Annotated in this window: 22 protein-coding genes; 11 read left to right on the top strand and 11 right to left on the bottom strand. The window is 43.7% G+C overall.

The genetic code is table 11. The annotated features are described in order from the left end of the window. From I3257_RS12685 to I3257_RS12670, 4 genes are all read right to left on the bottom strand, one after another. Positions 1 to 2,816, bottom strand: a 2,816-nt coding sequence (locus I3257_RS12685) for a DUF2339 domain-containing protein (protein WP_238049968.1), incomplete at its 3' end; no start/stop codon positions are given. A gap of 155 nt (positions 2,817 to 2,971) precedes the next feature. Next, a complete protein-coding gene (locus tag I3257_RS12680) occupies positions 2,972 to 3,442 on the bottom strand; it encodes a hypothetical protein (protein WP_055125326.1) in 471 nt (156 codons plus the stop codon). A 139-nt stretch (positions 3,443 to 3,581) separates the two neighbouring features. Then, positions 3,582 to 4,373, bottom strand: coding sequence for an SDR family oxidoreductase (locus I3257_RS12675; protein ID WP_238049967.1), 792 nt, complete (start codon positions 4,371 to 4,373; stop codon positions 3,582 to 3,584). A 274-nt stretch (positions 4,374 to 4,647) separates the two neighbouring features. After that, positions 4,648 to 5,388, bottom strand: a complete 741-nt coding sequence (locus tag I3257_RS12670; protein WP_238049966.1) for a dienelactone hydrolase family protein — start codon at positions 5,386 to 5,388, stop codon at positions 4,648 to 4,650. Positions 5,389 to 5,697: 309 nt separating this feature from the next. Between I3257_RS12670 and I3257_RS12665 the strand changes: the two genes are divergently transcribed. Continuing rightward, a complete protein-coding gene (locus tag I3257_RS12665) occupies positions 5,698 to 6,171 on the top strand; it encodes a YcgN family cysteine cluster protein (RefSeq protein ID WP_238049970.1) in 474 nt (157 codons plus the stop codon). A 79-nt stretch (positions 6,172 to 6,250) separates the two neighbouring features. Here I3257_RS12665 and I3257_RS12660 read toward each other — a convergent pair whose 3' ends face one another. Further along, positions 6,251 to 7,612: a DUF4105 domain-containing protein gene (locus I3257_RS12660; protein ID WP_238049965.1), complete on the bottom strand. Its 1,362-nt coding sequence runs from the start codon at positions 7,610 to 7,612 to the stop codon at positions 6,251 to 6,253. 261 nt (positions 7,613 to 7,873) lie between these two features. Between I3257_RS12660 and I3257_RS12655 the strand changes: the two genes are divergently transcribed. From I3257_RS12655 to I3257_RS12635, 5 genes are all read left to right on the top strand, one after another. Beyond that, entirely contained in the window at positions 7,874 to 8,773 is a 900-nt protein-coding gene (locus tag I3257_RS12655; RefSeq protein ID WP_045445952.1) for a CBS domain-containing protein, read from the top strand. Positions 8,774 to 9,017: 244 nt separating this feature from the next. Continuing rightward, entirely contained in the window at positions 9,018 to 10,601 is a 1,584-nt protein-coding gene (lnt, locus tag I3257_RS12650) for an apolipoprotein N-acyltransferase (RefSeq protein WP_045445955.1), read from the top strand. A gap of 180 nt (positions 10,602 to 10,781) precedes the next feature. Next, the gene (locus I3257_RS12645; protein WP_060491940.1) at positions 10,782 to 11,219 is read left to right on the top strand and encodes a hypothetical protein; all 438 of its coding nucleotides are present in this window, start codon (positions 10,782 to 10,784) and stop codon (positions 11,217 to 11,219) included. A gap of 343 nt (positions 11,220 to 11,562) precedes the next feature. Further along, the gene (locus I3257_RS12640) at positions 11,563 to 13,125 is read left to right on the top strand and encodes a peptide MFS transporter (RefSeq protein WP_201560910.1); all 1,563 of its coding nucleotides are present in this window, start codon (positions 11,563 to 11,565) and stop codon (positions 13,123 to 13,125) included. A gap of 396 nt (positions 13,126 to 13,521) precedes the next feature. Then, on the top strand, positions 13,522 to 15,339 hold the full coding sequence (locus tag I3257_RS12635; protein WP_201560911.1) for an aminopeptidase P family protein: 1,818 nt from the start codon (positions 13,522 to 13,524) through the stop codon (positions 15,337 to 15,339). 124 nt (positions 15,340 to 15,463) lie between these two features. Here the strand turns inward: I3257_RS12635 and I3257_RS12630 are convergent, their stop codons facing one another. The 3 genes from I3257_RS12630 to I3257_RS12620 form a co-directional block, all read right to left on the bottom strand. Next, positions 15,464 to 16,294 carry a hypothetical protein gene (locus I3257_RS12630; RefSeq protein WP_201560912.1) on the bottom strand — a complete coding sequence of 277 codons (831 nt, stop codon included), beginning with the start codon at positions 16,292 to 16,294 and terminating at the stop codon, positions 15,464 to 15,466. 115 nt (positions 16,295 to 16,409) lie between these two features. Then, the gene (gene fabF / locus I3257_RS12625; protein ID WP_201560913.1) at positions 16,410 to 17,789 is read right to left on the bottom strand and encodes a beta-ketoacyl-ACP synthase II; all 1,380 of its coding nucleotides are present in this window, start codon (positions 17,787 to 17,789) and stop codon (positions 16,410 to 16,412) included. Between the two features lie 96 nt (positions 17,790 to 17,885). Next, positions 17,886 to 19,226 carry an anhydro-N-acetylmuramic acid kinase gene (locus tag I3257_RS12620; protein ID WP_201560914.1) on the bottom strand — a complete coding sequence of 447 codons (1,341 nt, stop codon included), beginning with the start codon at positions 19,224 to 19,226 and terminating at the stop codon, positions 17,886 to 17,888. A gap of 119 nt (positions 19,227 to 19,345) precedes the next feature. Between I3257_RS12620 and tyrS the strand changes: the two genes are divergently transcribed. The 3 genes from tyrS to I3257_RS12605 are packed head-to-tail and all read left to right on the top strand — an operon-like array spanning position 19,346 to position 21,466. Next, the gene (gene tyrS, locus I3257_RS12615; protein ID WP_238049964.1) at positions 19,346 to 20,557 is read left to right on the top strand and encodes a tyrosine--tRNA ligase; all 1,212 of its coding nucleotides are present in this window, start codon (positions 19,346 to 19,348) and stop codon (positions 20,555 to 20,557) included. Between the two features lie 60 nt (positions 20,558 to 20,617). Then, positions 20,618 to 21,196 carry a GNAT family protein gene (locus I3257_RS12610; RefSeq protein ID WP_238049963.1) on the top strand — a complete coding sequence of 193 codons (579 nt, stop codon included), beginning with the start codon at positions 20,618 to 20,620 and terminating at the stop codon, positions 21,194 to 21,196. 33 nt (positions 21,197 to 21,229) lie between these two features. After that, entirely contained in the window at positions 21,230 to 21,466 is a 237-nt protein-coding gene (locus tag I3257_RS12605) for a DUF1653 domain-containing protein (protein ID WP_238049962.1), read from the top strand. 67 nt (positions 21,467 to 21,533) lie between these two features. On the opposite strand, the gene I3257_RS12600 is transcribed toward I3257_RS12605, so the two are convergent. Next, a complete protein-coding gene (locus I3257_RS12600; RefSeq protein WP_238049961.1) occupies positions 21,534 to 22,490 on the bottom strand; it encodes an alpha/beta hydrolase in 957 nt (318 codons plus the stop codon). Between the two features lie 218 nt (positions 22,491 to 22,708). Between I3257_RS12600 and I3257_RS12595 the strand changes: the two genes are divergently transcribed. Then, on the top strand, positions 22,709 to 23,365 hold the full coding sequence (locus tag I3257_RS12595) for a hypothetical protein (RefSeq protein ID WP_238049960.1): 657 nt from the start codon (positions 22,709 to 22,711) through the stop codon (positions 23,363 to 23,365). Between the two features lie 24 nt (positions 23,366 to 23,389). On the opposite strand, the gene I3257_RS12590 is transcribed toward I3257_RS12595, so the two are convergent. Continuing rightward, complete coding sequence (locus I3257_RS12590) at positions 23,390 to 24,142, bottom strand: SDR family NAD(P)-dependent oxidoreductase (RefSeq protein ID WP_238049959.1); 753 nt, start codon at positions 24,140 to 24,142, stop codon at positions 23,390 to 23,392. A gap of 80 nt (positions 24,143 to 24,222) precedes the next feature. Beyond that, positions 24,223 to 24,870, bottom strand: a complete 648-nt coding sequence (gene upp / locus I3257_RS12585) for a uracil phosphoribosyltransferase (RefSeq protein WP_045445969.1) — start codon at positions 24,868 to 24,870, stop codon at positions 24,223 to 24,225. Between the two features lie 403 nt (positions 24,871 to 25,273). On the opposite strand from upp, the gene I3257_RS12580 reads away from it, so the two are divergent. Then, the gene (locus tag I3257_RS12580) at positions 25,274 to 25,840 is read left to right on the top strand and encodes a DNA glycosylase (RefSeq protein WP_346014820.1); all 567 of its coding nucleotides are present in this window, start codon (positions 25,274 to 25,276) and stop codon (positions 25,838 to 25,840) included. The last annotated feature ends 407 nt before the right edge of the window (positions 25,841 to 26,247 follow it).

Raw genomic sequence — 26,247 nt, 5'->3', positions numbered from 1 at the left:
AACCCTGTCTGCACTTGCTCGCTATTCCATGCGCCGCCCTGAGCGCTGTCCCACAACGGTGTACCGATAAAGGTATGTAGCGTTCTGACCAACATACTGGAAATCAGCCAAAAGCTGATAAGCCCTAATATAATCAGTAAATTATCAGTAGTGAATATGCGCTTAGATTTGGCAGCTGCACTTGATTCGATACGACTCTCATCGCGGCGATGTTGGCTCATGTAATATAGACTAAACCCAACCAATAGCGTCAGCCATGAGGTAATGTCGTATAAATTCAATAGCGGAAAATATGACATATCCCAAATTACACCATCATAAGACCAGTTGGTAATGATGACCCAACTTAAAGCAATGGGCGCAAAGATAGCCGCGCAGCTCAATAGCGCTTGTTGCCAATCAAACCAGTACAGTGGGCTTTGCTTGAATGCCTTGTTTGTACGCGTATTTTGCTTGGGATAGTAAGCATAACGATGACAGCACCATAATCCAGCCAATATTAAAATGGCTGGACTCAAGACAGCCATCACGCCAGCGGAATCTGCGAGTCCATAGTGGACGGCGGCAGCAATGATTAAAATGCTAGCTCCCAGCCAGCTTGTGCCATCATAGCGTGACAGCTCGGAGTGGTCGTACCATGTCTTTAACCACGATTGTCCAATAATCAACCAACCAACGATTAAACCAGTCAATAGTAGCCAATCTGCTCCTTGCCATATTAAGTGAAACTCGAATTTTTGTGGCAATTGTAGGACGAGCATGAGATAAAAGACGATCGATAAGCCGTGGCTAAGCTGTCTGATTTCTATCCACGAGTGATAACGATTGATTGTCCAATATATGGCAAGGCTGATTAGAGCTGCGAGTGCAATCATGGTCGTCGTTGCCAGTGTCCAACTGACAAACCACTGGTTAAAATCAAGCAGCAGCACTTGTAGTAGCCACGCTATAGCCGTAAAGGTCAAAAACCTTATGAGTATAGGACTGTGCCAAACAAGATTAAACACGGTGCTGTGGCTGTTGATTGAGGTTAGCCATTGCTGGGCGGCATGAGTGCTAATACCTAATGCGTTGGCATAGGTTGCTATCGCATCTGGCGTGGTGTTTTGCTCTTGGGATAACTCTAAGTCATTGTTTACGTTATTGTTTAAGCTGCTATTTAAGTCGCTATCCAAGATGTCGCTGCTATCATTCAATGTAGTTGGCGAGTTGCTGACGCGTAAGATAAATATCGTTGCTAGATAGCTGATAGCCGAAATGGTTAAGGCCAATGTTGGATAATCTTGAATGGCGAAGACTACTTTTACCATCAGCATACCTATACTGATTAGCTGCAATAACAAACCAAATAACACTGACCAAGCTCGCAATAAACGCCGTCCAAACCAGACCAGCGCCAGTCCTTGTACTGACCAGCCAAAAGCAATCCATTCAGCATCGAATGCCAGCGGGATCACCAGTGCTAAAAAGCCAAACCCTAAAGCCAGCATGCCTTCGGTGATTAAGGCATAACGCTGGCTACGCTGCACAAACAACCAGCCGAGTCCTAAATAAACAGTGGCTAAAATAGCACTAGCGATGGTTAAGGCGTTAGAAATGTCATCTAATAATGCCGCAAATAAACCAAAGGCTAATATCGGCACGGAAAACAGCAAGCCAGTATCAATAGGGAATACATAGCTATTATTTCTTGCCTGAACGCTATCTAAATGCTTTACGTTGTCTGCGCTCTCTGTCTGGATGATGTCTGTTTCATTAAGAGTATTGTAGGCAATGATTTGTTGGGCGTAGCGAATGACGACAAACAGATATAGCAGTAAATGTAAGGTGACCAGTAGGACTAAAGACCAGCGCTGCGCCTCAATGACCGTGCTCAAATTCTCACTGATGCCCCAGTAGTAAGCCAACCCAAAGGTCACAGTGACCCCGAATAAATTTAGTATTTTCCATGGGCGGTAATGCGCGATAATCGCAATCGTCACGTTCAATAGTAGATAGTAACTAAACAGTACCACCAAACTGCCCGTGTTTCCACTGGTCAAAATAGGCGCAAAAAAACCACCCGATAATGCCAACAAAGCTAGTGGAAAGGCATTTTGACGCACGGCGAGTGCAATGGTAATCGCAGATAATAGCCCAAGCCCAATAAAACTCGGTAAACTAGGCAAGACTTGGTAAACGCTATAGGCAAAAAAGGTCGTTAAATACGCAATCGCTAAGCCTGCGCCTTGTAGGGTGATGCCATAAGCAAAGCGATTTTTTGCCAATTTTAGACCTAATGCTGCCAGACCTAAACCGAGGATGCCTATCGCTAAAAGCTTGGATGCTATCGACACTTCGATATAGTCGCTTAACAAGCGAAGTAGTAGCACCACACCGATAAGTAAGACGATCACGCCAACGCGTACGACTAGATTACCGCCAAAAAACCAGTTTTTGATGGAGTGAATGAGTGAAGTGACGATAGGTAGTGAGCGCTCATCCGGCTCTATGGGCGATGGTTTTTTTGGAGAAGGGATTGGTTTCGGGTTAATCGTAGCAGTAGGTAAAGGAGGTGCTGAGTCAAATAGCTCCTCGATAATAGGTTGGGGCGAGTGAGTCTCAGCTATCGTTTGAGCCATTGGTTCAGTATGAACATCAACGTCATTATTGGCGTTATTATTCATAGAGCTGACACGGTGTTGCTGCGCTTGTAACTCATCTTGCAGTTGCGTGATGTCTTGTTGAAGCTGATCAACGCGTCGCTTTAGTTTATGGTAAAAAACGATAATCACTACTAGACAAACAAGCCATACAAACCCGCTGATATCAGACATAGCGCTACCACACCGTTACTCAATATTTGATGGCTTGATGATGACTCGATTTCAAAGCAAACACAAGCAAAGCGCTCATCAAAATAAACGGGCTAGCCCAAGATTATTCGTTCACGATCATGGAGCTGACCTTGATGCTTTATAAACTAAGATGTTTAAGCGGCATATAATTTATGTCTTTCTGATAATGTACATTCACGCAGGGTTAGATAATTCACCATACCTGAGACGATACCTGCAATAACACCGATAATAATTAAAGCTGAAATCAAAGATACTTCGACCGTACCTGCGTATTTTTGCCATAGTACAGCAAGAGAGGTCAATACCCCAAAGGTGAAAAATCCATGCTTTATCGTCAACCAAAAAGCGGTTGGGAAGAAGGCTACTTTTTTTTCTTTGATACCAAAATAAGCCACCATAGTCAAAATCATGGCTAACGTAATCGATAAGGTAACGGAGGTACCGAGCACCGTGTCTTCATTATTGGTAATAGAGTCAACAGATATTGCGATTGATGAGTATGTTTTTAAGAAGAAGTATTGTATGCCGCCGTTAATGAAGGCATTGATTACGCCAGTAAGCATAGCGCCTTTTAGCAATTTTGCGTTTAATGTTGTTGTCATGGTTTATGTTCCAAGTTTAATCAGGTAGGTTTATGCATAAAAAATACTGAGTAGATAAAATCCTACCCAGTATGTTCGAATGCTCAACACGCCCTATTATGTATCGTTTATAAGTTTATGATTAAAATGATGACTGAGTTTATGAGGTTGGCATTTTGCTTTTGTAAACACCGCCACCATTGACTGTCAGTTCAGCACCAGTAATCCAAGACGCTGCATCACTTAACAAAAACGCCATCGCTTGAGCGATATCTGCTGGCACGCCACGTCGTTTTAGGACGATACCTTTGACCACATTATCGATCATTTCTTGGGTATAACCAGCTTCTTCAGAGGAAGCACCATTATCTACTGTACCGATGATTAGTGAATTAAAGCGCACTTCAGGACCTGATGCGACCGCCATACTTTTTACCATATTTAGCAAGCCCGCTTTAGCTGTGCTGTATTCGATAAATTCTGGCGATGGTGTATTGCCAACCATGGATCCAGAAAATACCACAGAGGCGTTTTCTTCTTGTTTTAAATACGGCATACATAAACGAGTTAAATGATAAGATCCCAAGGTGTTGAGCTTGTACGCATTGACCATTTTTTCGGTGGTAGATTCCCACAAAGGCGTATTTGCACCCCAACCGACGTTGTTGACTACTGCAGAAATCTTACCGAATTTTTCAATAGTTGCATCGACCAAGGCTGCAATTTGCGTCTCATCAGTAAAGTCAGTTTTCAGGCCTAAGGTTGCATTGCCTGTTTCTTTTTCGATATCAGCGGCAATTTGCTTCACTTTATCTTCATTTAAATCAGCGAGGACAATGTTGCCTCCTAATGAGCTTAAAAACCGTGCCGCCTCGCTACCAATAGCGCCTGCTGCACCACTGATAATGATGGTTTTATGATGAAAGTCGAATAGTTGTTGGATGGTTTTCATGGTTTTACCTTATTATTAGTGAGTGATTAGAGAGCTATCAGCAAGCGGTGTGACCGATTATATGAATCACGACTGTACAATAATCATGTTAGCGTCTTAAATCCTTACTAATAGTAAGCCTTTGTAAATATGTAATGATCAATATGGATTTGTTTACGATAAAAAAAGCAGAGTGCGGCGGGCGCACTCTGCTATATATTGGGTTAATAGATAGGGGTTAATAAATAGTGTGTTAATAACCTGAAAACAGCTATTGATATGCCTGATTCAAAGATTATTTACCTAAGTTATTTTCCATAAATTCAAGCATGTTTTCCCAGCTTTGCTTGGCAGCAGCTTCGTTGTAGCCAAGATCAACCTCATTTTTAGCAGCGCGCTCATCGGCATGTGGGTTGGTAAAACCATGTTTAGCGTTGTCATAAACATCGATAATATAGTCAACACCAGCAGCATCTAGTTCTGATTTTAGACCTTCTATTGCTTCCATTGATACCATTGAATCATCGCGACCGTGAGCAACCAATACGTTAGCGGTGAAGTTTTTATCCGCTGGCTGTTTTGGTGTTGGGTTGCCATGGAAAGTGGCAACCGCTTTTAATGGCATGCCTTCGCGAGCCATATCAAGCACGACCTTACCGCCGAAGCAAAAGCCAATCGCTGCTAGATTGTCACCATCAACGGCTAACTGGTCGCTAAAGTCATTAAGGATTAAACGGCAGCGCGCCATCAGCATATCTTGATCTTCTAATACTTGCTCCATCCACATATTCGCTTGTGCAGCATCGGTGGTCAGCTTGCCTTCACCGTAAACGTCCATTGCGACGGCAGCATAACCTGCTTCTGCCAAGCGCTCGACCACTGATTTTGGGTGATCAACGATACCCCACCATTCTGGCGCTACTAAAATTCCCGCAACAGGATGGTCGTCAGATGCATTTTCTGGCAGTGCCACATAGCTGATAAGCTGGACACCGTTTTCGGTGGTACTGATTAATTCAAAAGTCTTAATTGACATATTATTATCCTTTTTTATGTGAGGAGTTTTACGTTATAGAGGTGATTTGTCTGTGTTTTTGCTATATCGTTTTTCTTACTTTTACTACCTTAACGCTCAACCTAGGCAAAAACAGCTATAATACTGTAACGCTCTTTATCAAAATGCTACGGCACCTTTATGACACTAAATTTGTTAAACAACTGTGCAGCTCATCTAGAATCTGACGAAACTTTGCCGCTAAAAGTCACGGAAAAATCAGCTGTGAGCTTATTTCCTGATAGTGGTAATGAAAGCAATAGCGACCATGACAGTAAGCTCAATGACACATTGCGTCCGAATTTTTGGTCGTGCTTTGCACTGTCAGAACTCAATCATAGCGAATGGGAAGCGTTGTGTGATGGCTGTGGTAGTTGCTGCTTGATTAAGTATATTGACGAAGATGAGCATGGTGATGTGGATGAAGAGTTGGTCGAGTATACCGATGTGACTTGCCAGCTAATGGACTGTACGACGGGTTATTGTCAGCACTATGACACGCGTCAAGAGCATGTACCAGACTGTATTCAGCTGACCATGGACAATCTGCCGCAGATGATGTGGTTGCCTTCGCACTGCGCCTATAAGCGTTTGTATAAAGGACAAAATTTGCCAAGTTGGCATTTGTTATTGACCCAAGATGCAGTGCTAACGCAGCAACAAATGCGTGCTGCCAATGTTGGCGTGGCTGGGCGCTGTGTTTCTGAGACTGGTATGTCTGATGAAGCGATGGAGGAGCGGGTGGTCAGCTGGGTGAAGCCTTGATAATACTGAGAGTTACTGAAATCAGTGAAATCAGTGACGTTGGTATTATTGGAGGATAAAAGTACAATGCTACTTAATTTTAATAAGAAGCATGAGCTGCAGATTTGGCTTTTGCCTCAGCATCTTCTTGCGTGTCAGCCAATGGCGGGATAGGAATATTCTGACGAATTTGCTCAGAAAACTCGCGGCTGTTTTCGTTGCTATTAACGTCAGACACTAGATTGATTTGATTATTGAATTCTTTAACCTTTGAGTTGATATGGGTACGCTCGTACCATGTATCCATTGACCACGGCTGTCCAGTCTTTTCTGGATTAGCGTCAAGCATACCGACATCATATAGATAATTTGGCAGCCAGCCAGAGACCCAAATCCGATAATCCCACGGCAGGCGATCGCCACTGACGATACGCGCCATATAAAAAATGATATTGGTGCAATTACTGAGTAATGTGTTGTACCAAGCAGGCTTGGTATTCAATTCATCGGCAGCGGTTAAGTAAGATTCAAATAGTGACTTGACCTCGTGCTGCTGCAAGTTGCTAACGGGAAATAGATAAACTTGCTCGCCACGCGCATTCGTTCGGGTATAAATAATATCGCGCTCTTCTGCGGCAATCAGGCTCAGCTCATAGCGTCTAAAAAATCCTGCCAATGCCGAAAACGACTCGCCTTCTTCTTTACGAATCTCAAACGAGAAAGCAAGTGGTCTATCATCTTCAAAACGAAAGCTGACCAAAGTATGGGCAATTAGTGGACCCATCCAGTAAGAGTTGGTGACATCGACGCCAGATAGTTTAGACATATCAATGGTACGTGTGTCCCAGCGTTCGGTCGCCTCCGTGTCGGTATGCCAATCAAAGTTACGTACATTGGTTAGGGTCACTAAATTAGGGTTGGTTGCATCGCGCTCATAAGTGACCCTTTCACTTACCTCAGCCATCCAGTCGCGCTCTTGCTGGGGTTCAATAGAGAAGAACCAGCCAACGCCTACCAACCAAATAGCACCATATAAAGCGGTTAACCATTTAGTTACTGACTTGCTATTTATGGTTGCTTTGTTGCTCCATGGTTTACTGCTGTGTTGTTTATGATCAAAGCGCTGAGCTATTTTCGGCCAATAGCGAACGCTCAGTAAGGCTGTCAGTACACCAACAATGAAAATTGCGGCTAACCAAGTGATGGCAGAGCCTGCCCCAAACTGATACCAAATCGCCAGCAATAACCAGACGGCTGACAGTAGCAAGGTAATAATGATGAAAAACTGTACAAAATAATATCGCCATGTAGGTGTCGGTTGGCGACCATTCGCAGTGTTATTTTTTAAGCCGTGTCTATCCGAACCATGATTATTTGACTCAAGCGTGTCCAAGCCGTTATCTGAACGATGGCTATGTGAGTGCGGCGTGAGCAGGCGAGAGAAAAAGGAACGTAGCGACATAGGGTGTGCTTTGGTGTGTGAAGGCTTTGACCATAGCAAAGTTTATAACGTACTGACAATACAATTTGAGTGAATTTATCGTTGAATGTCGGTGAGCCTTGCGCTAAAGTGAAGCTACTTTGATCTGCTCCATTTATAATTTAATAATCAAAGATCTGTTTTATTTGCTGTATTCATCCCCATCTACGTCTGTTATTACGTATTATTGTTTTTACGTATTATTTTAATTGTTATTAACTAAAGAGGTTAAATCACATCACCATGTCTGACGACACTCCCAGCCCGAGTAGTTGGTCGATGCGCGGCTTAAAACGCTGGCTATCGACCGCCCCCGAAACCCGTGACGAATTGATTCGTCTGGTACAAGACTCGCGCCAGTTCTTAGAGCCTGATACCGTCGATATGTTAGAAGGCGTGCTGGATCTGCCTGCGACACAAGTGCGCGAAATCATGACTCCGCGTCCGCAAGTGGTTGGGCTACACGAAAGCACCAGTCTCGCTGAGGTGATGGATATCATCCTTGAGACCACCCATTCGCGCTATCCTGTCTTTGACAGTCAAGATGATGATGCCGTCATTGGCATTTTATTGGCAAAAGATTTGATTCCTATTCTTGTGCATATGGTGCGCGATCAAGAAGATAAAATCGATAGCAAACGTTTGAGAGATTTGGTACGTCAGCCGCTATATATTAGTGAGACGGCACGTTCTGATACCTTGTTACGCTCATTGCAGCGTACCCAAGTACATATGGCGATTGTCGTCGATGAATTCGGCAACTTTGGCGGTGTCGTTACCATGGAAGACTTGCTTGAAGAGATTGTGGGTGACATCGTCGATGAGCATGATGACTTCGATGAAGACAGTGATATCAATAACATCGTCGCTGATCCTGAAAAACCAAATACGTGGCGTGTGCAAGCGTCTACCGTGATTGAAGACTGTAATGATGAGCTTGGCAGTCATTTTGATGATACGGATGTCGATACCATGGGTGGTCTAGTCATGCAGGCGCTTGGTTATGTGGGTGATTTGGAAGGTGAAAGCGTGGTGATAGATGATTGGAAAATCACTATTACTGATGTTGAAGGGCGTTTTATCCAAAATCTTGAGCTCACCAAAATCAATCCTGATCAGCAAATATTGATAGGCAGTCATTGATGTGTCGATAGCGACCTAAACATTGTTTGATATACTCAAAAAAACACGATTGCGGTCGTGTTTTTTTTGTGTTTGCTATTGGGTATTTGCTACGCAATGTTACCTATTAATGGGTTGAGACTGGTATCATGGGCGGGTTTAACTTTTAGATACTGTACAAAACACAATACGGTCTGCTTCAGCTTGGTTTTCATCTGAATGTTGACGCTTAAAATTTTGAAAAATATGGTTTTGGATAACTGCTATGCGCCTGTCTACTGTTGATTTACAAAAACGCCTGAACCCTGATAAGCCAAAGGGTTTGCCTATAGCGCTGACGGTATTGATTGCGTTGTTGGCAGGTGCGGTGTTTATATTTGCACTGGCGCCTTATGGCATTTGGCCACTAGCATTGGTTTCGCCTGCTATTTTATATGCATTATTGATGCCTGATATGAGCGGTAAACGTGCTTTTCTTATCGGTCAGGCTTATGGTACGGGACTTTGGTGCGTTGGTGCATTTTGGTTATACACCTCTATTCATGTTTATGGCGATACGCCAGCGTGGCTTGCGCTGATTATGATTGCGCTGATGGGGTTAGGCATGGGCTTATTCCATGGCTTTTTGGCGTTGGTTTTCAACCGTATGGTCGGTCGTCAGCCATTGTCGTTTGCGGCGCTATGGATACTCCAAGAGTGGCTGAAAACGTGGCTGTTCACTGGATTCCCGTGGTTGTTTGTCGGTTATGCCTTTACGGAGCAGTATTGGTTATCGTCATTAGCACCAGTTGCTGGCGTCTTTGCAGTGTCTTTTGTGGCGGTATTATTGGCAGCCAGTTTGGTTGAGCTATTGCGTCGCCGTGGCGGCTATATGATTCCGTCGATAGCATTGTTGGTCATTAGCAGCGCGTTATGGTTGATTAATCCGCAATGGACGAAACCAAAAGGCACACCTGATTTGTCCGTGTCCTTAATCCAAGGTAATATTCCACAAGATTTAAAATGGCTCACCGAATATCAAATAGAAACCCTAAAAATTTATGCAACTCTGACAAGTACTGAGTGGGATCGCGATATCGTCTTATGGCCAGAATCCTCGATTCCTATGTTTCAAGATGAAGCGATTGGCTTTATCAGTGAAATGGTTAAAATGGCCAAAGAAACAGATACCACGTGGGTAACAGGTATTCCTTATAGAGATTTAGAAAACTTTGACCCAAAAACGGATAAATATCCGCCATTTTATAATAGCGTGGTTGCGCTAGGTAGTGACGCTGAGGGCATGTATAAAAAGCAGCGCCTGGTACCATTTGGTGAATATATTCCCTTCGAAGGCATGTTAGATATCTTGCCAAACCTTGCTGGTAGTCAAGAAATCATGAGCTATAGTCGTGGTAGTGACAACCAATCACCGCTGCGTGTACGTGGTCATAATTTGGGCTCAGCAGTCTGTTATGAAGTGGCTTACCCTGATACCACTCGTAAAAACGCGATTGGCACGGACTTCTTATTGACCATCTCAAACGATGCTTGGTTTGGTACGTCGGCAGGTCCATTGCAACATCTGCAAATGGTGCAGATGCGCGCGCTAGAGAATGGGCGTTGGTTTATGCGTGCGACCAATACGGGCGTGACCGCGATCATCGATCATAAAGGTCGTATCGTCGAGCGTGCACCGCAGTTTGAGCGCACCGTATTGCGCGGTGATGTTCAGGCGCGGGTTGGTAATACACCTTTTATGAGCTTCGGTAATTATCCGATTCTCTTTATCATTACGCTGTTACTTGTCTTGAGCTACTTTGGTAAGCGTGGGATGCCGCAACCGCGTTTGGGTAAGTCGCTAAAATAACTGGCTATTATTACAAGTCATAATGAATCGCTAGAATGGGTTATGAGAATTAACCACAAAAGCGAGTGGCAAAGTTTGTTGATAATAAATCCTTTAAATACTTAAGGGTTTTAACAAATCGGTACGAATTGCGATATAATAGACCAATATTTTAAATATTTTGTGCAAGGTGGATAAGGTATGTCAGAACATATTGTCGAAAACAACCCTAAAAAAGAGTTCTTATTTGCTTTAGGCGGTGTTGCCTTATTTTTAGGTATCGTCTTACTTATTGGTATTTCTGGATTTTTGCGTCCAGCAGGCGAGCACATTACTGCTGAGACAACCGAAACCTCAGCGGCGGCTGATGAAGCAGAAGCGATTGCTGCTGAAGACACTGCGCCAGCTGAAACAGCACCTGTAGCCGCGGATGCTACAGCGACTGATACTGCTGCAGACGCAAGCGTTACCCCAGCGACCGATACTGATAGCGCTGTGGTTACTGCAGAAGCTGGTACTGCAACTGCTTCTGGTACAGTCAGTCAAACTGCGGTTGCAGATGCTGATCTAACGGCTGAGCAAGCAGACGGTGATTTGGAAGCGGGTGATACCACTGATGAAGCGGTAGCCGCACAGTAATATACGTAAGTCGATGCTACTTTTTTAAAGTACGGATCGACAAACCGCTTCGCTTAAAGTCCAAGTATTTTTGCTTAAAGCCTAAGTGTTTTTGCTTAAAACCTAAGTATTATTGTAATACCATAAGCACAACAGCGTCGTCATCACTGACATTGATGCTAAAAATAAAAGTCCGCTTTCAGCCAATGATAGCGGGCTTTTTTGTGGGTATTTGTGTAATTATTGACCAATTATTTCTTTACTTGATTATATCCAAGTGAAACAATGATGCGCCTATATGACCGCTTGTCGGGATAATTATATATTTGGTCGTTAATACAGTGGTCTTTAAAGGAATAAAGTTATGAGTGCAGAATCAAAGTCAGAGGTTAGTGCTGCTGAATTGGCAGCACTAGATAATGGATTTATGGGGCACCCTAAGCCGCTACGTCCATTGTTTTTCACAGAAATGTGGGAGCGATTCTCTTATTATAGTATCCGTCCACTATTAGTATTATTTATGGTAGCGACCGTCGGTAGTGGCGGTTTTGGTTTCGATGAAGTTACAGCTTCTGCTATCTATGGTATTTTTGCTGGTTCGTTATATTTAGCGGCAGTACCGGGTGGCTGGTTGGCTGATAATTGGCTCGGTCAAGAGCGTGCACTCTGGTGGGGTAGTATTATTATCGCCCTTGGTCATTTGTGTATCGCACTATCGGCTATGTTTGGGATGACGCTGTTTTTTGTGGGTTTGATGTGTATCGTTCTCGGTTCAGGCTTATTTAAAACCTGTATCTCCGTGATGGTCGGAACGTTGTATCCCAAAGGCGATGCACGCCGTGATAGCGGCTTTACTCTATTTTATATGGGTATCAATATTGGTGCGCTACTGGCTGCCCTTATCGTTGGCGTATTTAAAGAAAAAGGTATGTGGCATGTAGGCTTTGGTGTCGGTGGTCTTGGCATGTTAGCTTCACTATTGATTTATCGTTTTTCAGCTAAAAAAACCTTAAATCGTTATGCTCGTGCCAAAAACATTACGCCTGAATGGGAACAAACGACTGGACGTTTCAAAAATGTAGGTCGCTGGGTTGGCGGGTTTCTCGCGCTACTTGCTGCCATTACTGTCTTAGTGTCGACTGGTATTATGCCATTTAACCCTGAAATGGTTGCTCAGTATATGACTTACCTCATTGCCGCAGTCGTCATATTATACTTTGCTGTCATGTTTATTTCACCGCGATTGGATAAAACTGACAAGCTGCGTTTGTTAATTTGTTTTATCTTAATCATCGGCTCGACGCTATTTTGGTCAAGCTTTGAGCAGCAGCCAACGTCTTTTAACCTGTTCGCCGATCGCTATACAGACCTGAATGTTTTAGGCTTTGAAGTGCCTAGTATTTGGTTTCAATCGCTTAATCCTTTGTTTATTTTAATATTAGCGCCGATCATTAGCATTGTCTGGGTCAAGCTTGCCAATCGAGGCCTTGAGCCAAATAGTATGGTAAAGTTTGCGCTTGGTATGTTGTTTGCCGCTGCAGGCTTTGCCTTGATGATATTTGCCTCAAAAAGCATTTTGACTAGCGATGGTGGATTGGCTTCACCTTTATGGTTAGTGGGTAGTTTATTATTGCTGACCCTTGGTGAGTTGGCGCTCAGTCCTGTTGGTCTGTCTGCAATGACTAAGCTTGCGCCAAAAGGCATGCAAGGTCAGATGATGGGGCTTTTCTTTGCTTCTCTTGCTTTAGGTAATTTGGTTGCTGCGTTCTTTGGTGGTCAAGTATCAGCGGATAAGATCGAAGGGTTGCCGGGCTTATTTACGATGATGACGATCTTTTTGGTGGTCACAGCCGTTGTCTTATTGGCATTAGCCAAACCGATCAATAATATGCTGCAAAAAAGCGAGCGTGCAGATAAGCTGAGCTAATTCAGACACACGGTTAACGGATTTAGGATCAATAGCAATACCAGCAAAAATGTTAGATGGCGAGACGTGTTACCATGATCGGTAGCACGTTTTATGGTGACACTTAGTAAGTTATTGCCCCCACGCTATTGAAAGTACGCTTTCCGCCCAAACATCTAATAATGCTCTGCTGTAATGCTCCTAAAAATAGCTAGCCTCATTTATCTGGTCATTGACAATATTTTAATTTTTAAGACATTGAGCTGCTTATGTAGGTTTAGATGCTGAGCATTCAATGAATGATAAATAGCAAACGCCTAAAACAGTTTACTCGCTCAAATAAGACGACTATCCATAGTCGCCTCACAATATGATTTTTCCAAATCTTATTTTTTAAAATCAATAAGGACACCTTTTATGAATAAACAAAGCATCCACGATCGTATCGACAGCCTACGTCAGGCGTTGATAGCACAAGATCTGACCGCGATTATCGTACCGTCTGCTGATCCGCATTTATCTGAGTATCTGCCAGAATATTGGCAAGCGCGCTTATGGTTATCAGGATTCACAGGCTCAGTCGGGACGCTCGTTGTTACCGCTGATTTTGCTGGATTATGGACGGACAGCCGCTATTGGGTACACGCCGCTGACCAATTAGAAGGTACTGGTATTAGCTTAGAGAAGCTTGCACCGGGTCAGCCAAATCATATTGATTGGCTCGCCGAGCACTTAGCAGAAGGCGATAGCGTGGCAGTCGACGGCAATGTATTGTCTATCTCTGAGCAAGATAGATTGTTAAATGCCTTTGATGCCAATGACATTACCTTAATCACTGAGCGTGACGTATTGACAGAAATATGGAGCGATCGTCCAGCGCTACCTACTGCCAGTCTATATCAACACGATGCGCAGTTTGTCGCGCAGACTGCTACCTCAAAACTTGCCGCTGTACGCGCAGGTATGGCTGAGGCAGGCGCAACCCATCACTTGCTTTCAAGCTTAGACGATATTGCTTGGTTGACCAATTTACGCGGCGCTGATGTTGACTATAACCCTGTGTTTTTGGCACATATGCTCATTAGCGAACATGACGCGACATTGTTTATCGATAATAATAAAGTCAGTAGCGAGATAGCACAAAGCTTAAAAGACAGCGGTATCACCCTTGCTGATTATGATGCTGTGCAAGATGCGTTGGGCACATTGACTGCTGATGACTTATTGCTATTAGACCCAAGTAAAGTGGCAGTAGGTACGTTATCTAAAATGGGCGATGGCATAGGTTTTATTGAGCAAATGGCGCCAAGTACGTTGCTAAAATCGGTTAAATCTGACGCTGATATCGACCATGTGCGTGAAGCCATGCGTCAAGATGGCGCGGCATTAAGTGAGTTTTTTGCCGCATTTGAGCAGCGTTTAGCAGACGGTGAGCGTTTAAGCGAGCTGGACGTTGATAGTATGCTCATCGAAGTGCGCAGTCAGCAGCCACATTATGTATCGCCAAGTTTCCCGACTATCGCAGGCTTTAATGAAAATGGTGCGCTGCCACATTATCGCGCAACGCCAGAAAAATTTAGCTACCTAGATGTCAATGAAGGTGAGGGTGGTTTATTGCTCATTGATTCAGGCGCTCAGTATCAAAACGGCACCACTGATATCACCCGTGTGGTCGGTATTGGACAGGTAAGTAGCGAACACAAACGTGACTTTACCACCGTACTCAAAGCCCATATTGCCTTAGCAAAAGCACATTTCCCTGATGGTATCGCTTCACCACTCATCGATGCGATATGCCGTGCACCATTATGGCAGGCACAGATGGATTATGGTCACGGTACTGGTCATGGCGTTGGTTATTTCTTGAACGTCCATGAAGGCCCACAAGTGATTGCTTATAGTGCCAGCATGCCGAAAGAGCGTGCGATGAAAGAGGGCATGATCTCAAGTAATGAGCCAGGTCTATACCGTGAAGGCAAATACGGTATTCGTATTGAGAACCTGATGGTTAATAAACGTGTTGCCCAGCCTATAGAAACGGAATTCGGCGATTTTCTTAATTTTGAGACCGTCACTTATTGCCCAATTGATACCCGTTTAATTGAGTCGTCATTATTAACTCAAATCGAAATTGATTGGTTGAATAATTATCATAGCCAAGTCTATGCAGAGCTAAAAGACCGCGTTGAAGGTGCGGCACTTGAATGGCTGACTGAGCGGACTAAGGCTATCTAAAGTAAACGCTCATATCGACGAAGCTAAAATGAAAAAACCCCCGTAAAGTTTACGGGGGTTTTTTAGTACTAGGAATTTGTTACTAAGGATTTATTGCTAAAGGGTGATGCGTAGGACGCAGCATTTAGCTTTTTTTAGACTCTTTGTCAGTTCCTGCTTCATCTTCGCTTACATTTTGAGTCACTTCAGCACGTAACCAAGATTTTAAATTCTCAGACATCAGCATCATTTGCTCACTGAGATAATCATCAATTTGCATTTCCAACTCACGGATCATTTCTTGATGTGTAGTACTCAGTTTCGCATCTTTCAATGCCAGTTTAATGGCGGCGCTGGCTTTGTCATTGACCGCTTTTATGCTGTGGTCGTCATTAATATGCTTGTCATGAGCGACATTAGCATGTTCACTGATGGTTTTGTTCTCAGAACTAGATTGCGTCGCAGCCGATTTTTCAACATTTTGGTTTTTCTCAACCGTGTTATCAATGCTGAGCGATTCTGAATCGCTGGCATCATTGGTGTTTATAGCGGTCGTTTTATCAGCGGCTATTTGCTCAATTTTCTGTTGTTCTTTTTGCGCGGTATCTGCTGCTTCACGAAGTTTGGCTGCCTCTTTTAATCTAGCACTTTCTTTTAATCTGGCATCCTCTGCCGCTTTTACTTTTTGTTGTTCTTCTCGCTGCTGTTTTTCAGCAGTCGCTTGCTCTTCGGCTTTTTTGTCAGTAATGGCTTTAGCGATGGCTTGCTCCGCTTCATGGTTTTCGTATAGCTCATCGATGTGGGTATCCAAATCATGAGTATTAAAGACAAAGCTTTCAAATGGGGTATCGTTTTGCAGTAAGGTGGTGATGTCTTTTAGCTCTTGGGTAATTGCTGCGCGAATAGGCTCAGGCGCACACGTCCAGCGCTGGTAAAACTGATGGGAAAATGAGTAGCTTGACATGGTATCGTCCATAAATGTTCCAAAAATTACCCCTTATCATACGCAAATACGATAAGGGGCTGCAAGTGGACAAACGTAGCAAATCTGACACCAAGGTTACAACGACCGACATGGTGAGTTTTATACCTTAATGATTCACGGGCCAGCGCGCAAATACTAACGAGCCATTGGTACCACCAAAGCCAAAGCTATTGGATACGGCATACTGTAGGTTTTCAACTTTGCGCGATTGGTTGGCGACATAGTCGAGGTTACAGTTGTCTTCCACATTGTCCAAATTAATGGTGGGTGGCACATGCTGATGCTGTAGGGCAAGGACGGTAAATATGGCTTCAACAGCACCCGCGGCACCAAGCAAATGACCCGTCATCGATTTGGTTGAGCTAACCAAAATGCGGTCTTTGACTGGGGCAAAAACGGTTTCAATAGCAATCGATTCAGCGACATCACCCGCAGGGGTGCTGGTGCCATGAGCGTTGACATAACCAACACTCGATGGCTCAATGCCTGCATCATTTAGGGCATTACGCATCGCTCGCGCCGCACCGCTGCCATCTTCAGGCGGTGCTGTGATGTGACTGGCATCATCACTCATCCCAAAGCCGACCAGTTCAGCGAGTATGGTTGCACCGCGTGCTTTGGCATGAGCGAGGCTTTCTAGTACCACCATACCCGCGCCATCACCGAGCACAAAACCATCACGGTCTTTGTCAAAGGGACGCGAGGCTTTGGTTGGTTCGTCATTGCGAGTTGAGAGGGCATGCATGGCACCAAAACCTGATATGCCAAGTGGGCTTGAGCCTTTTTCACTACCGCCTGCTAGCATGACATCGGCGTCACCATAAGCAATCAAACGTGCAGCGAGACCCATTGCATGGGTAGCGGTGGTACAAGCCGTCGATGTCGCAAGGTTGGGACCTTTTAAGGTATGTTTAATCGCGACTAAGCCTGCTGCCATATTCACAATAGAGCCAGGAATGATAAAGGGCGAAACTTTCATAGCACCTTTTTCTCGTAGCGTATCGCGACTGTTTTCAATGGTTTGGATACCACCAATACCTGAGCCTAAAATAATGCCGAATCGCTCTTGATCGACATTTTGCACAGGTGCGTCAGCAGCACTTACTTCATCGATAAAACCAGCGTTCTGTAATGCCATACTAGAGGCGGCAATACCATAATGAATAAATTCATCATAGCGTCGCGCGTCTTTGGCATTCATATATTGCTTGGCATCGAAATCCTTGACCACGCCAGCAATTTGAGCGCGATAGCCAGTAGCATCAAAATGTGTAATTGGCGCGATGCCGCTATCACCATTGAGCAGTTTAGTCCATGAGCTATCGACGTCGAGTCCCAAAGGTGTCAACGCACCCATACCCGTAATTACGACGCGCAAGTCATCGCTACGCTCATAGTGCGGTAGTTTCTGACGCGGTTGATGCTCCGCTGTTGCGCTAGCATCATTGGTAGCTTGATCAGTAAGTGAACTGCTGTGTTGGCTCATGCGATATATCCTATACTTACAAGTCCTAAGAGGAGGGTATTTCAGAATTCATTATAAAACACATAAGTGCACGTGTGTAAACTAAAATTTGACCAGTCAGGCGAAACAAACCTGACCCAAAACCACGCCTTTACTCGCACCAGTCACGGCTGGCAAATTACCCGTTTCACCTATTAGTGTTTGCCGTGCGAGCCATGCAAAGGCGACGGCTTCGACCCACGCTGGATTCAGTCCTAAGCTTGCGGTGGTCTCTACCGTGCAATGGGGCAGATGCGCTTGCAAGCGAGTCATCAAATAATCGTTTAATGCACCGCCACCACAGACGTAAACCGAGCTATTTTCATGAGCATTAATAAACATGTTAATTTGCATACTGGCACTCATCGCTGTCAGTTCAGTAAGCGTCGCCTGCACATCCGCTGACGAATAGCGAATATGGGCAGATGCCTGATCGAACTTTTGCAGCTCATCCTGTAGCCATGCTAAGTTAAAATCTTCACGCCCAGTGCTTTTTGGATACGTTCGCGCAAAAAATGGATGTTCTATTAGCTGATTAAGTAGCGGCTCAACCACTTGTCCAGACTGCGCCCAAGTGCCGCCAGCATCATAATCTTTATCAGTATGCAATGCCGTCCACGCATCCAACAATAAATTGGCAGGACCCGTATCATAACCAATCACAGGGCTATCGTTTGCTGGCAAGACTGTGATATTGGCAATACCGCCTAAATTTAATAACACGCGCGTGCTATCAGGCGTGGCAAATAACGCTTGATGAAAAGCTGGAACCAAAGGCGCTCCTTGACCGCCAACTGCCATATCACGGCGGCGAAAATCGCTGACGACGCTAATGCCAGTACGCTCAGCAATGATGTTGGCATCGACCAATTGCAAGCTAAAGCCCAGTTGCGGACGATGGCGTACCGTTTGACCGTGACAGCCGATCGCCAACACTGACTCTACATCAGTATTCGATTGCTGCAATAAATTATTGACCACCTCGCTGGCAAATTCAGCGTATTCTTTACTTGCCCAACCGAACCAGTCTAATTCGCTGTTTGGTTCACCCTCTGCAGGTATTAATTCTTGAACACCATTAGGCTGACATAAAGCCAATAATACTTCACGCAAACGCGGCGGAAACTCTTGGCTATGAGTTGCTAACAGTCGCATCGGTTGCTGTGTATCTTTTTCAGCACTACTATCACTACTAAACTGACAAAGAACCGCATCCATCCCGTCTAAGCTGGTGCCAGACATCATGCCGATATATAAGCCATCATCGAAGTTTTCAAACACGGTTTGCTCGAGTGCATCGGTCAAGGTGGCATAGTTTAAATCGTCAATATTATCTAGACGGCTATCTAAGCTCATCTCTAAACTTAAATCTGTGTCAGGAGTATTCTGAATATCGTCAATCGATACGGGCTTGGTCATGGCAATTTACCTTAAAAAACGCTAGTATATCTCTCAAATTCTAACATCTTTTACTGGCTATGAGATTCTAAATAGCCCAAACGCGTTACCCTTTTAATAAAGACAATAAAGAGAGCATCATGACCACGCAAACCTACACCCTAGAAGAACAGCTTGCCTTGATCCAACGCGGCACCCAAGAAATCTTATCTGAAGAAGATTTGGTTAAAAAGCTGAAACTCAATCGTCCGCTACGTATCAAAGCAGGCTTTGATCCTACTGCACCTGACCTGCATTTAGGTCATACCGTGCTTATTAATAAACTCAAACATTTTCAAGACTTGGGTCATGAGATTTATTTCTTAATCGGTGATTATACTGCCAAGATTGGTGACCCGTCTGGTAAGAACAGCACCCGTCCGCCATTGACCGATGAGCAAATCAAAGTCAACGCACAGACTTATGCGGAACAAGTTTTTAAAATTTTGGATAAAGAAAAAACCAAGATTGTCTTTAACTCCGAATGGTTCAAGGATATGTCGGCGGGTGACATGATTCAGCTTTCTAGCCAATTGACCGTCTCACGTATGCTTGAGCGTGATGATTTCTCTAAACGCTATGCCGCGCAAACGCCAATTGCTATCCATGAGTTTCTCTACCCATTGGTGCAAGGTTATGACTCTATCGCGCTAAAAGCGGACGTCGAGCTTGGTGGTACTGACCAAACTTTTAACATCCTAATGGGACGCACCCTGCAAGGTCGCTACGGTCAAGAGCCACAAGTGTGTATCACCGTGCCAATCTTAGAAGGGCTAGACGGTGTTAATAAAATGTCTAAATCCCTGAATAACTATGTCGGTATTTATGATGCACCGGGCACCATGTACCAAAAACTACTGTCCATGCCAGATACTTTAATCCGTCGCTACTTCGAGTTTTTAAGCTTTAAGCCGATGGAAGAAGTCGAAGCGTTAATGAAAGAGATGGAAAATGGTCGCAATCCACAGGAAATCAAACGTATCCTTGCTGAAGAATTAATCGAGCGTTTTCACGATGCCGATGCTGCTGCCATTGCGCACAAGTCAGCAGGTAACGTGCTTGCTGATGGTGAACTGCCTGTTGATTTGCCAGAAGTGACGTTAGATTTGGAAGGTGCTGAGGCGCTATTTATTACTCAAGTACTCAACCAAGCTGGATTGGCTAAAAATAGCTCATCAGCTAAAGATATGATTAAGCGTGGCGCGGTAAAAGTAGATGGCGAAGTGGTCGATGCAGGCTTTAGCCTAACTGCTGGGCAAACTGTCGTTATCCAAGCGGGTAAAAAGGCTTATGCGAAAGTGACGGTAGGGTAGTTAAAGAATTGAGTTAGGTAGCCAAAGTTTCTAAGTTCATTATGGCTTAAGGAGAAGTAGATGTTAGCCCTTCCTACGTTATCAAGTAATGGCATTACCCTTAAGCCGTTGACGCTAAGTCATGCAACTGACTTAGTCGAAGCTTGCCAAGATGGTGAACTATGGAAAATAAATGAGACGTCAGTACCTGAGCCAGACAAGGTTATTGACTATATTAATACCGCAGATTCAATGCCCGATAGACAAGCATTTGTCGTTATTGATGAATCAAATGGTAAAGCGATTGGTACAACGAGTTTCCACGATATTTTACCCTTTGCAAAACGCTTAGAGATTGGCTATACATGGTATGCCAAATCGTATTGGCGCACGCATGTTAATACGACTTGTAAGCTCATGCTGCTAACCCATATATTTGAGACTTTAGACTATCAAACCGTAGGCTGGCGCACGGATATTGGCAATCATCGCTCACAACGAGCCATTGAGCGTTTAGGTGCTAAAAAAGATGGGGTGATTCGAGGCAACCGAGTCTGCCGCGATGGCGTTATTTCAGATACAGTGATGTATAGCTTAATAAAATCTGAGTGGCTACGAGTAAAATTAGCGCTGACGAAAAAACTTAATGAGGCTCACTAAGCTTTTATAATAATTGATACAAGTAATAAAATTATGACTCAACAACTTCAAAGTGTCCCTCAAGGTATTTACCGCCATTATAAAGGCAGCCTGTATCAAGTGTTGCACACTGCTCAGCATTCGGAAACCCAAGAAGAATTAGTCGTTTATCGTTGCCTATACGGTGAGTATGGCGTATGGGTGCGACCGTTATCTATGTTTTCTGAAACGGTTGAAGTTGAGGGTAAGCACGTGCCGCGATTTGAGCTGATCAAAGCATTAGCGGATTAATGCTTAAAATTTATTACTCAAATAAAAAAGCGACTTTTGGAGTCGCTTTTTTTATATAAATGAACAACTAATCCTGCAAAAATCCTTTTAATACTTTATAAAACCCAATTGGCTCATCCATTGGTATCGCATGACCTGAGCGCGGCAAAACAACTTCGCGAGCATTGGGTAGCATTTGGGTAACTTGTTGCTGCCACTTAGCATCGTAAAGTTTGGAGCGACCACCGATGAGGTTGACCACTGGAATAGTGACCCGCTCTATCGCACCGCGAAAGTCATAGGGTAATGTCAAATAGGCTTGTAAGCAGCGCATTTTATGATGCCAAATACTATGATCATAAAGCGCAAGTTTGGGGTCATTTTTATAAGTCATCACTTGTATAAACGCTTTCGAGCGCGTTCGATTAACAGATAATAGAGAGAACAGTCGTTCGACATCCGTTGCACGGCGTTTTAGAGCAAATGGTAGGTGGGTAAAGCTTTTCATTTCAGCATAAGGTAAAGTTTTCTCAATTACTTCGTGAAAGATATCGAATACTTCTTGCTGCCGCGCACCAAACAAGCCACCTTGCCAATCAGGCTGATTATGGATAGCAGGACTTTGGTCAATATTCAAATAACGGCTAACTTTCGCGCTGCCATAACGCTCAAAATACGCCCACATTACTTGTGCACCCATCGAAATAGCGGCAACTGGCAACGATTCTATATTGCGTGTCAAGCAAACTTGCTCAATCACAATGCTGATATCATCGGCATACTGACGCACAAAATCAAACTGTGTCAGCTTAATATCTTTTGCGGCACCAAATCCTCGTAGATGCGGCAGGTAAAATGCATATTTGCCAAGCAAAGGAAAAATAAATGGCAAAAACTCACGCGCGTCCATACCATAAGCATGCAGTAATATTACAGGCTTGCCGCTGCCTATGACTGACACTGGTAGCAGCGTACCGTCAGTTAAAGTGATATTAATCGTTTTCAGCTGGTAGTTAGTAGGCAAGTTAATCAATTTTTTCTTCATAAGGCAATGTACCTTGTTTTCATTAAGCGGTTTTACAAAGTCGATTTAGCCAAAATGTATCGTAGCAAAAGTCTTTATCTCATTTCTAAAAGACTGCTATATTAAAGTAGATAATTAACCATAGCATAAAAGCAGTTAAGCGGTAAAAGTAGTGACTTATCATAGACTTTGACCAATCGAATCAAACGTCAGCAAGTAAAATATAAGGATATCAGTCTATGGGCAAGCTGACGTTACCATTGCTTGATAGCAGCCTATATCCGCAAATCTGGCAGCAGCAAACCTTGCTCAATCCGCAGGCGCTATTGATGGCAATGCTGACAGCAGATATCACGCCAGATGCCAATACTTTCACTAGGCAATTACTAGCTAATGATACTTATCAAGACTGGATTAATAGCAGCGTATTTGGGCGTTATTTACAGCGTAATTTTACGGCGTTTTCTCAGCAAACAGAAGACAGTTTCAACATTGATATGCCTTCGCTGTTTCGTCAGGAATTGATGCGTCACGCGCAGTATTTACCACTAGAGCAAATCTTATTTTTTGCAGGAGATTTGCCAAAAAGCGTGCGCCAGACAAAGACTTTAACCACAACTGTTAATCCCGCCACTGCCGTGATTAATGCGCAAAAGCTGAGTAGGAAAGTTAGGATGAATAATCCAATTACCATTATCAATCAGATAGTGGTGAAAGGTAAACACGTATTGGGTTTTCCGATACGCCATAATAAACGTACTAGCGAGCGCTTGCGCAATGAGGTATTGATTTTAGACTTTCAAGAATTGCGCTTGGTCAATGAAGAGAATGTTAGTAGCAAAAAAAGAAGCAATATAAAGGAATCTATATTGCTTCGCTCTTATGAATTACGTTAGTGAGCCAAACGGTCAGCTAAAATTTTAAGAATCTTGCTTAGCAATCGTCAGCCCGTTATAAGTTTGCGCAACTGGCATCACTTCTAAACGATTGACGTTAATATGAGCAGGCGATTCAATCAGCCATAATAAAATATTGCCAATATCATCGCCGGTCATGGTTTTAAAGCCGTCGTAAACCTTGGCAGCTTTATCGTCATCGCCGTGGTAACGCACGTTTGAAAACTCAGTACCCGCGACATTACCCGGTTCAAGGTTGGTCACTCGCACTTGCGTACCGATGAGATCCGCGCGCAGATTTAAGCTAAACTGTTTGACAAAGGCTTTGGTCGCGCCATAGACGTTACCGCCGAAGTAAGGCCAACTGCCCGCAATTGAACCAACGTTGATAATATAACCGCTATCGCGCGCCACCATCGCTGGCAACACTGCATGGGTCAGCGCCATTAGACCTTTAATATTGGTATCGGTCATACGCATCCAATCATCAAGACTGGCATTTTGCGCAGGCTCTGTACCGAGTGCCAATCCAGCGTTATTTACTAAGACATCGATTTGCTTAAATTTATCAGGCAAATCAGCAATGATTTGCGGGATAGTAGCCGTGTCACTCACATCCATGACCACAGGTAAAAATGTTTCGCCCCAAGTATCTGCTAGAGTATTGAGTTTTTCTAAACGTCTGGCACAACCAATCACGCGATGACCATTTGCAACCAAACGCTCGGCCAGCGCTTTACCAAAACCTGCGCTTGCTCCTGTAATCAATACGTTCATCTTATATCCTTATCATTGATGTTTTGCACATGTGTCATGGGTGTTACGACGACGGCTAGTTTTGATTCATTTGTTTTTTCTTACTTGTTGAATAATTGCTTACCAAAGATTTTATCGCCCGCATCGCCTAAACCTGGGATGATATAGCCATGTTCATCTAAATGGCTATCTAATGCGGCGGTATAAATGGTCACATCAGGATGCGCTTCATTGACCACACGTACGCCTTCAGGGGCCGCAACCAATACCAATGCTTTAATATTGGTACAGCCATTTTTCTTTAGCATTTCGATGGTCGCAACCATTGAGCCACCAGTGGCTAACATTGGGTCAATGATAAGGGCTGGGCGTTTGTCCATATGGCTGACAAATTTTTCAAAGAACGGCACAGGTTGTAAGGTTTCTTCATCACGTTGCAAGCCGACGACAGAGATTTTTGCTGTAGGAATCAAATCGAGCACCCCGTCAAGCATACCAATACCCGCACGTAAAATCGGTACAATCGTCGCCGTCTTACCGATGATTTGCTCACCTGTGATTTCACCACACCAGCCTTGCATTGGGAAGGTTTCAATTTCAAAATCACGGCTTGCTTCATACGCCATCAAGCGTGCAAGCTCTTTGGTTAACGTGCGAAACTTATAAGTGCTACAGTCTTTTTCGCGCATAAGGCTGAGTTTATGACGGACTAGCGGGTGATCAATGACGGTGATTTTTAAGTCGCTCATAAGGTTTCTCTTGGTTTTTGGTCTGATGCTTGCGCAGTTACTGCGGTTGCCATTAGTATAAAAGATACAAACACTTACTGCACTTCAACCTTATATCTGTCTCACAAATAGTAAGCTTGCTACTTTGATAATAAAGTAAGCTAAATATATTTATAGCAGGATTGATCTTATTTAAGCCGACTATGTTTGACTATAATCGCGCCCTAATAAATGAAGCAGTGTTTAGGCTTGCTATGATAGCAAAAAAACCGCTTTTCTGATGAAGAATCTTATGACTACACAACCATATCACACCCATAATAATACGCATAAAACCGATAACAGCTTAATATTATCTGAAGCCCAAGCAACAGAGGTAGAAACGCATCCGTTCGCTCCCGTTTTACCATCTAATGCTACGGTAATGATGATGGGCACTTTTCCACCGACCGCTGATAAATGGGCAATGCCATTTCACTATCCAAACTTTTACAATGACATGTGGCGTATTTATGGCAGTGTATTTTTTGACGATGTGGATTACTTTCGGGTAGGTAAAGAAAAACGCTTCGATCCTGAGCGTATTCGCGCCTTTATGTTTGAGCGCGGTATCGCCTCCTGTCCGACCGTCAAGCAAGCGATTCGCAAGACTGGTAATGCTTCAGATAAAAACTTAACGGTTGTCACACCCGTTGACCTAGATAGTATATTGCCAAAAGTGCCAAAGGTTGAAACCTTGTTTACCACGGGCGGTAAGGCAACAGAAGTGCTGCTTGGTTTATTAGCCGAGCCACCTGCCAAGTCTAAGTATCCTAAGACCAATCAAAGTATGGACTATCCTTACCAATGGCAAAGTAACCAAAGTCAAAAAGCGGATGTTAATGATTTAACCTTATATAGGTTACCTTCGACTTCACGTGCATATCCTTTAGCGATAGATAAGAAAATTGCTGCTTATAAAGACTTCTTCAAAAAGATAGGCAAGCTGTAAAAGCGCTTCTATATAAGAAGCGCTAACTAAGATCAAGGGCTGTTGTTGGTAAGGGTAAAACTATCTTTAACCCTAACCGCCTGATAAATAGAAGGTATTGACGACAAATTTAGATAATCTTCAAAATAGTAAATAAACCACCTTGACCCAGCCTCAAGAACCCATACACTGCCATCCAGTTAAAGCAAAAGTAGTGTCGCCATCCTGCTAATTTAGTTTAATCACCAAGTTTATTTAAATTAAGCTAAAATAGCCCTTGACTAAACATTCAAACCCTCTATAATACGCCCTCATCAAGACGAGCTGGAGCATTTATATGTAGATTACATATAAATAACCCAATTAACTTGAAGAAACAAAACATAAAAAAGCTTGACAATTCAAATCATTATGATAAGATAGTCGGC

Origin of the sequence: Psychrobacter sp. Ps7 (genome assembly GCF_022129225.1) — a bacterium.
GTDB classification, from domain to species: Bacteria; Pseudomonadota; Gammaproteobacteria; order Pseudomonadales; family Moraxellaceae; genus Psychrobacter; species Psychrobacter immobilis_A.
This window is presented reverse-complemented; position numbering and strand designations above follow the sequence as displayed.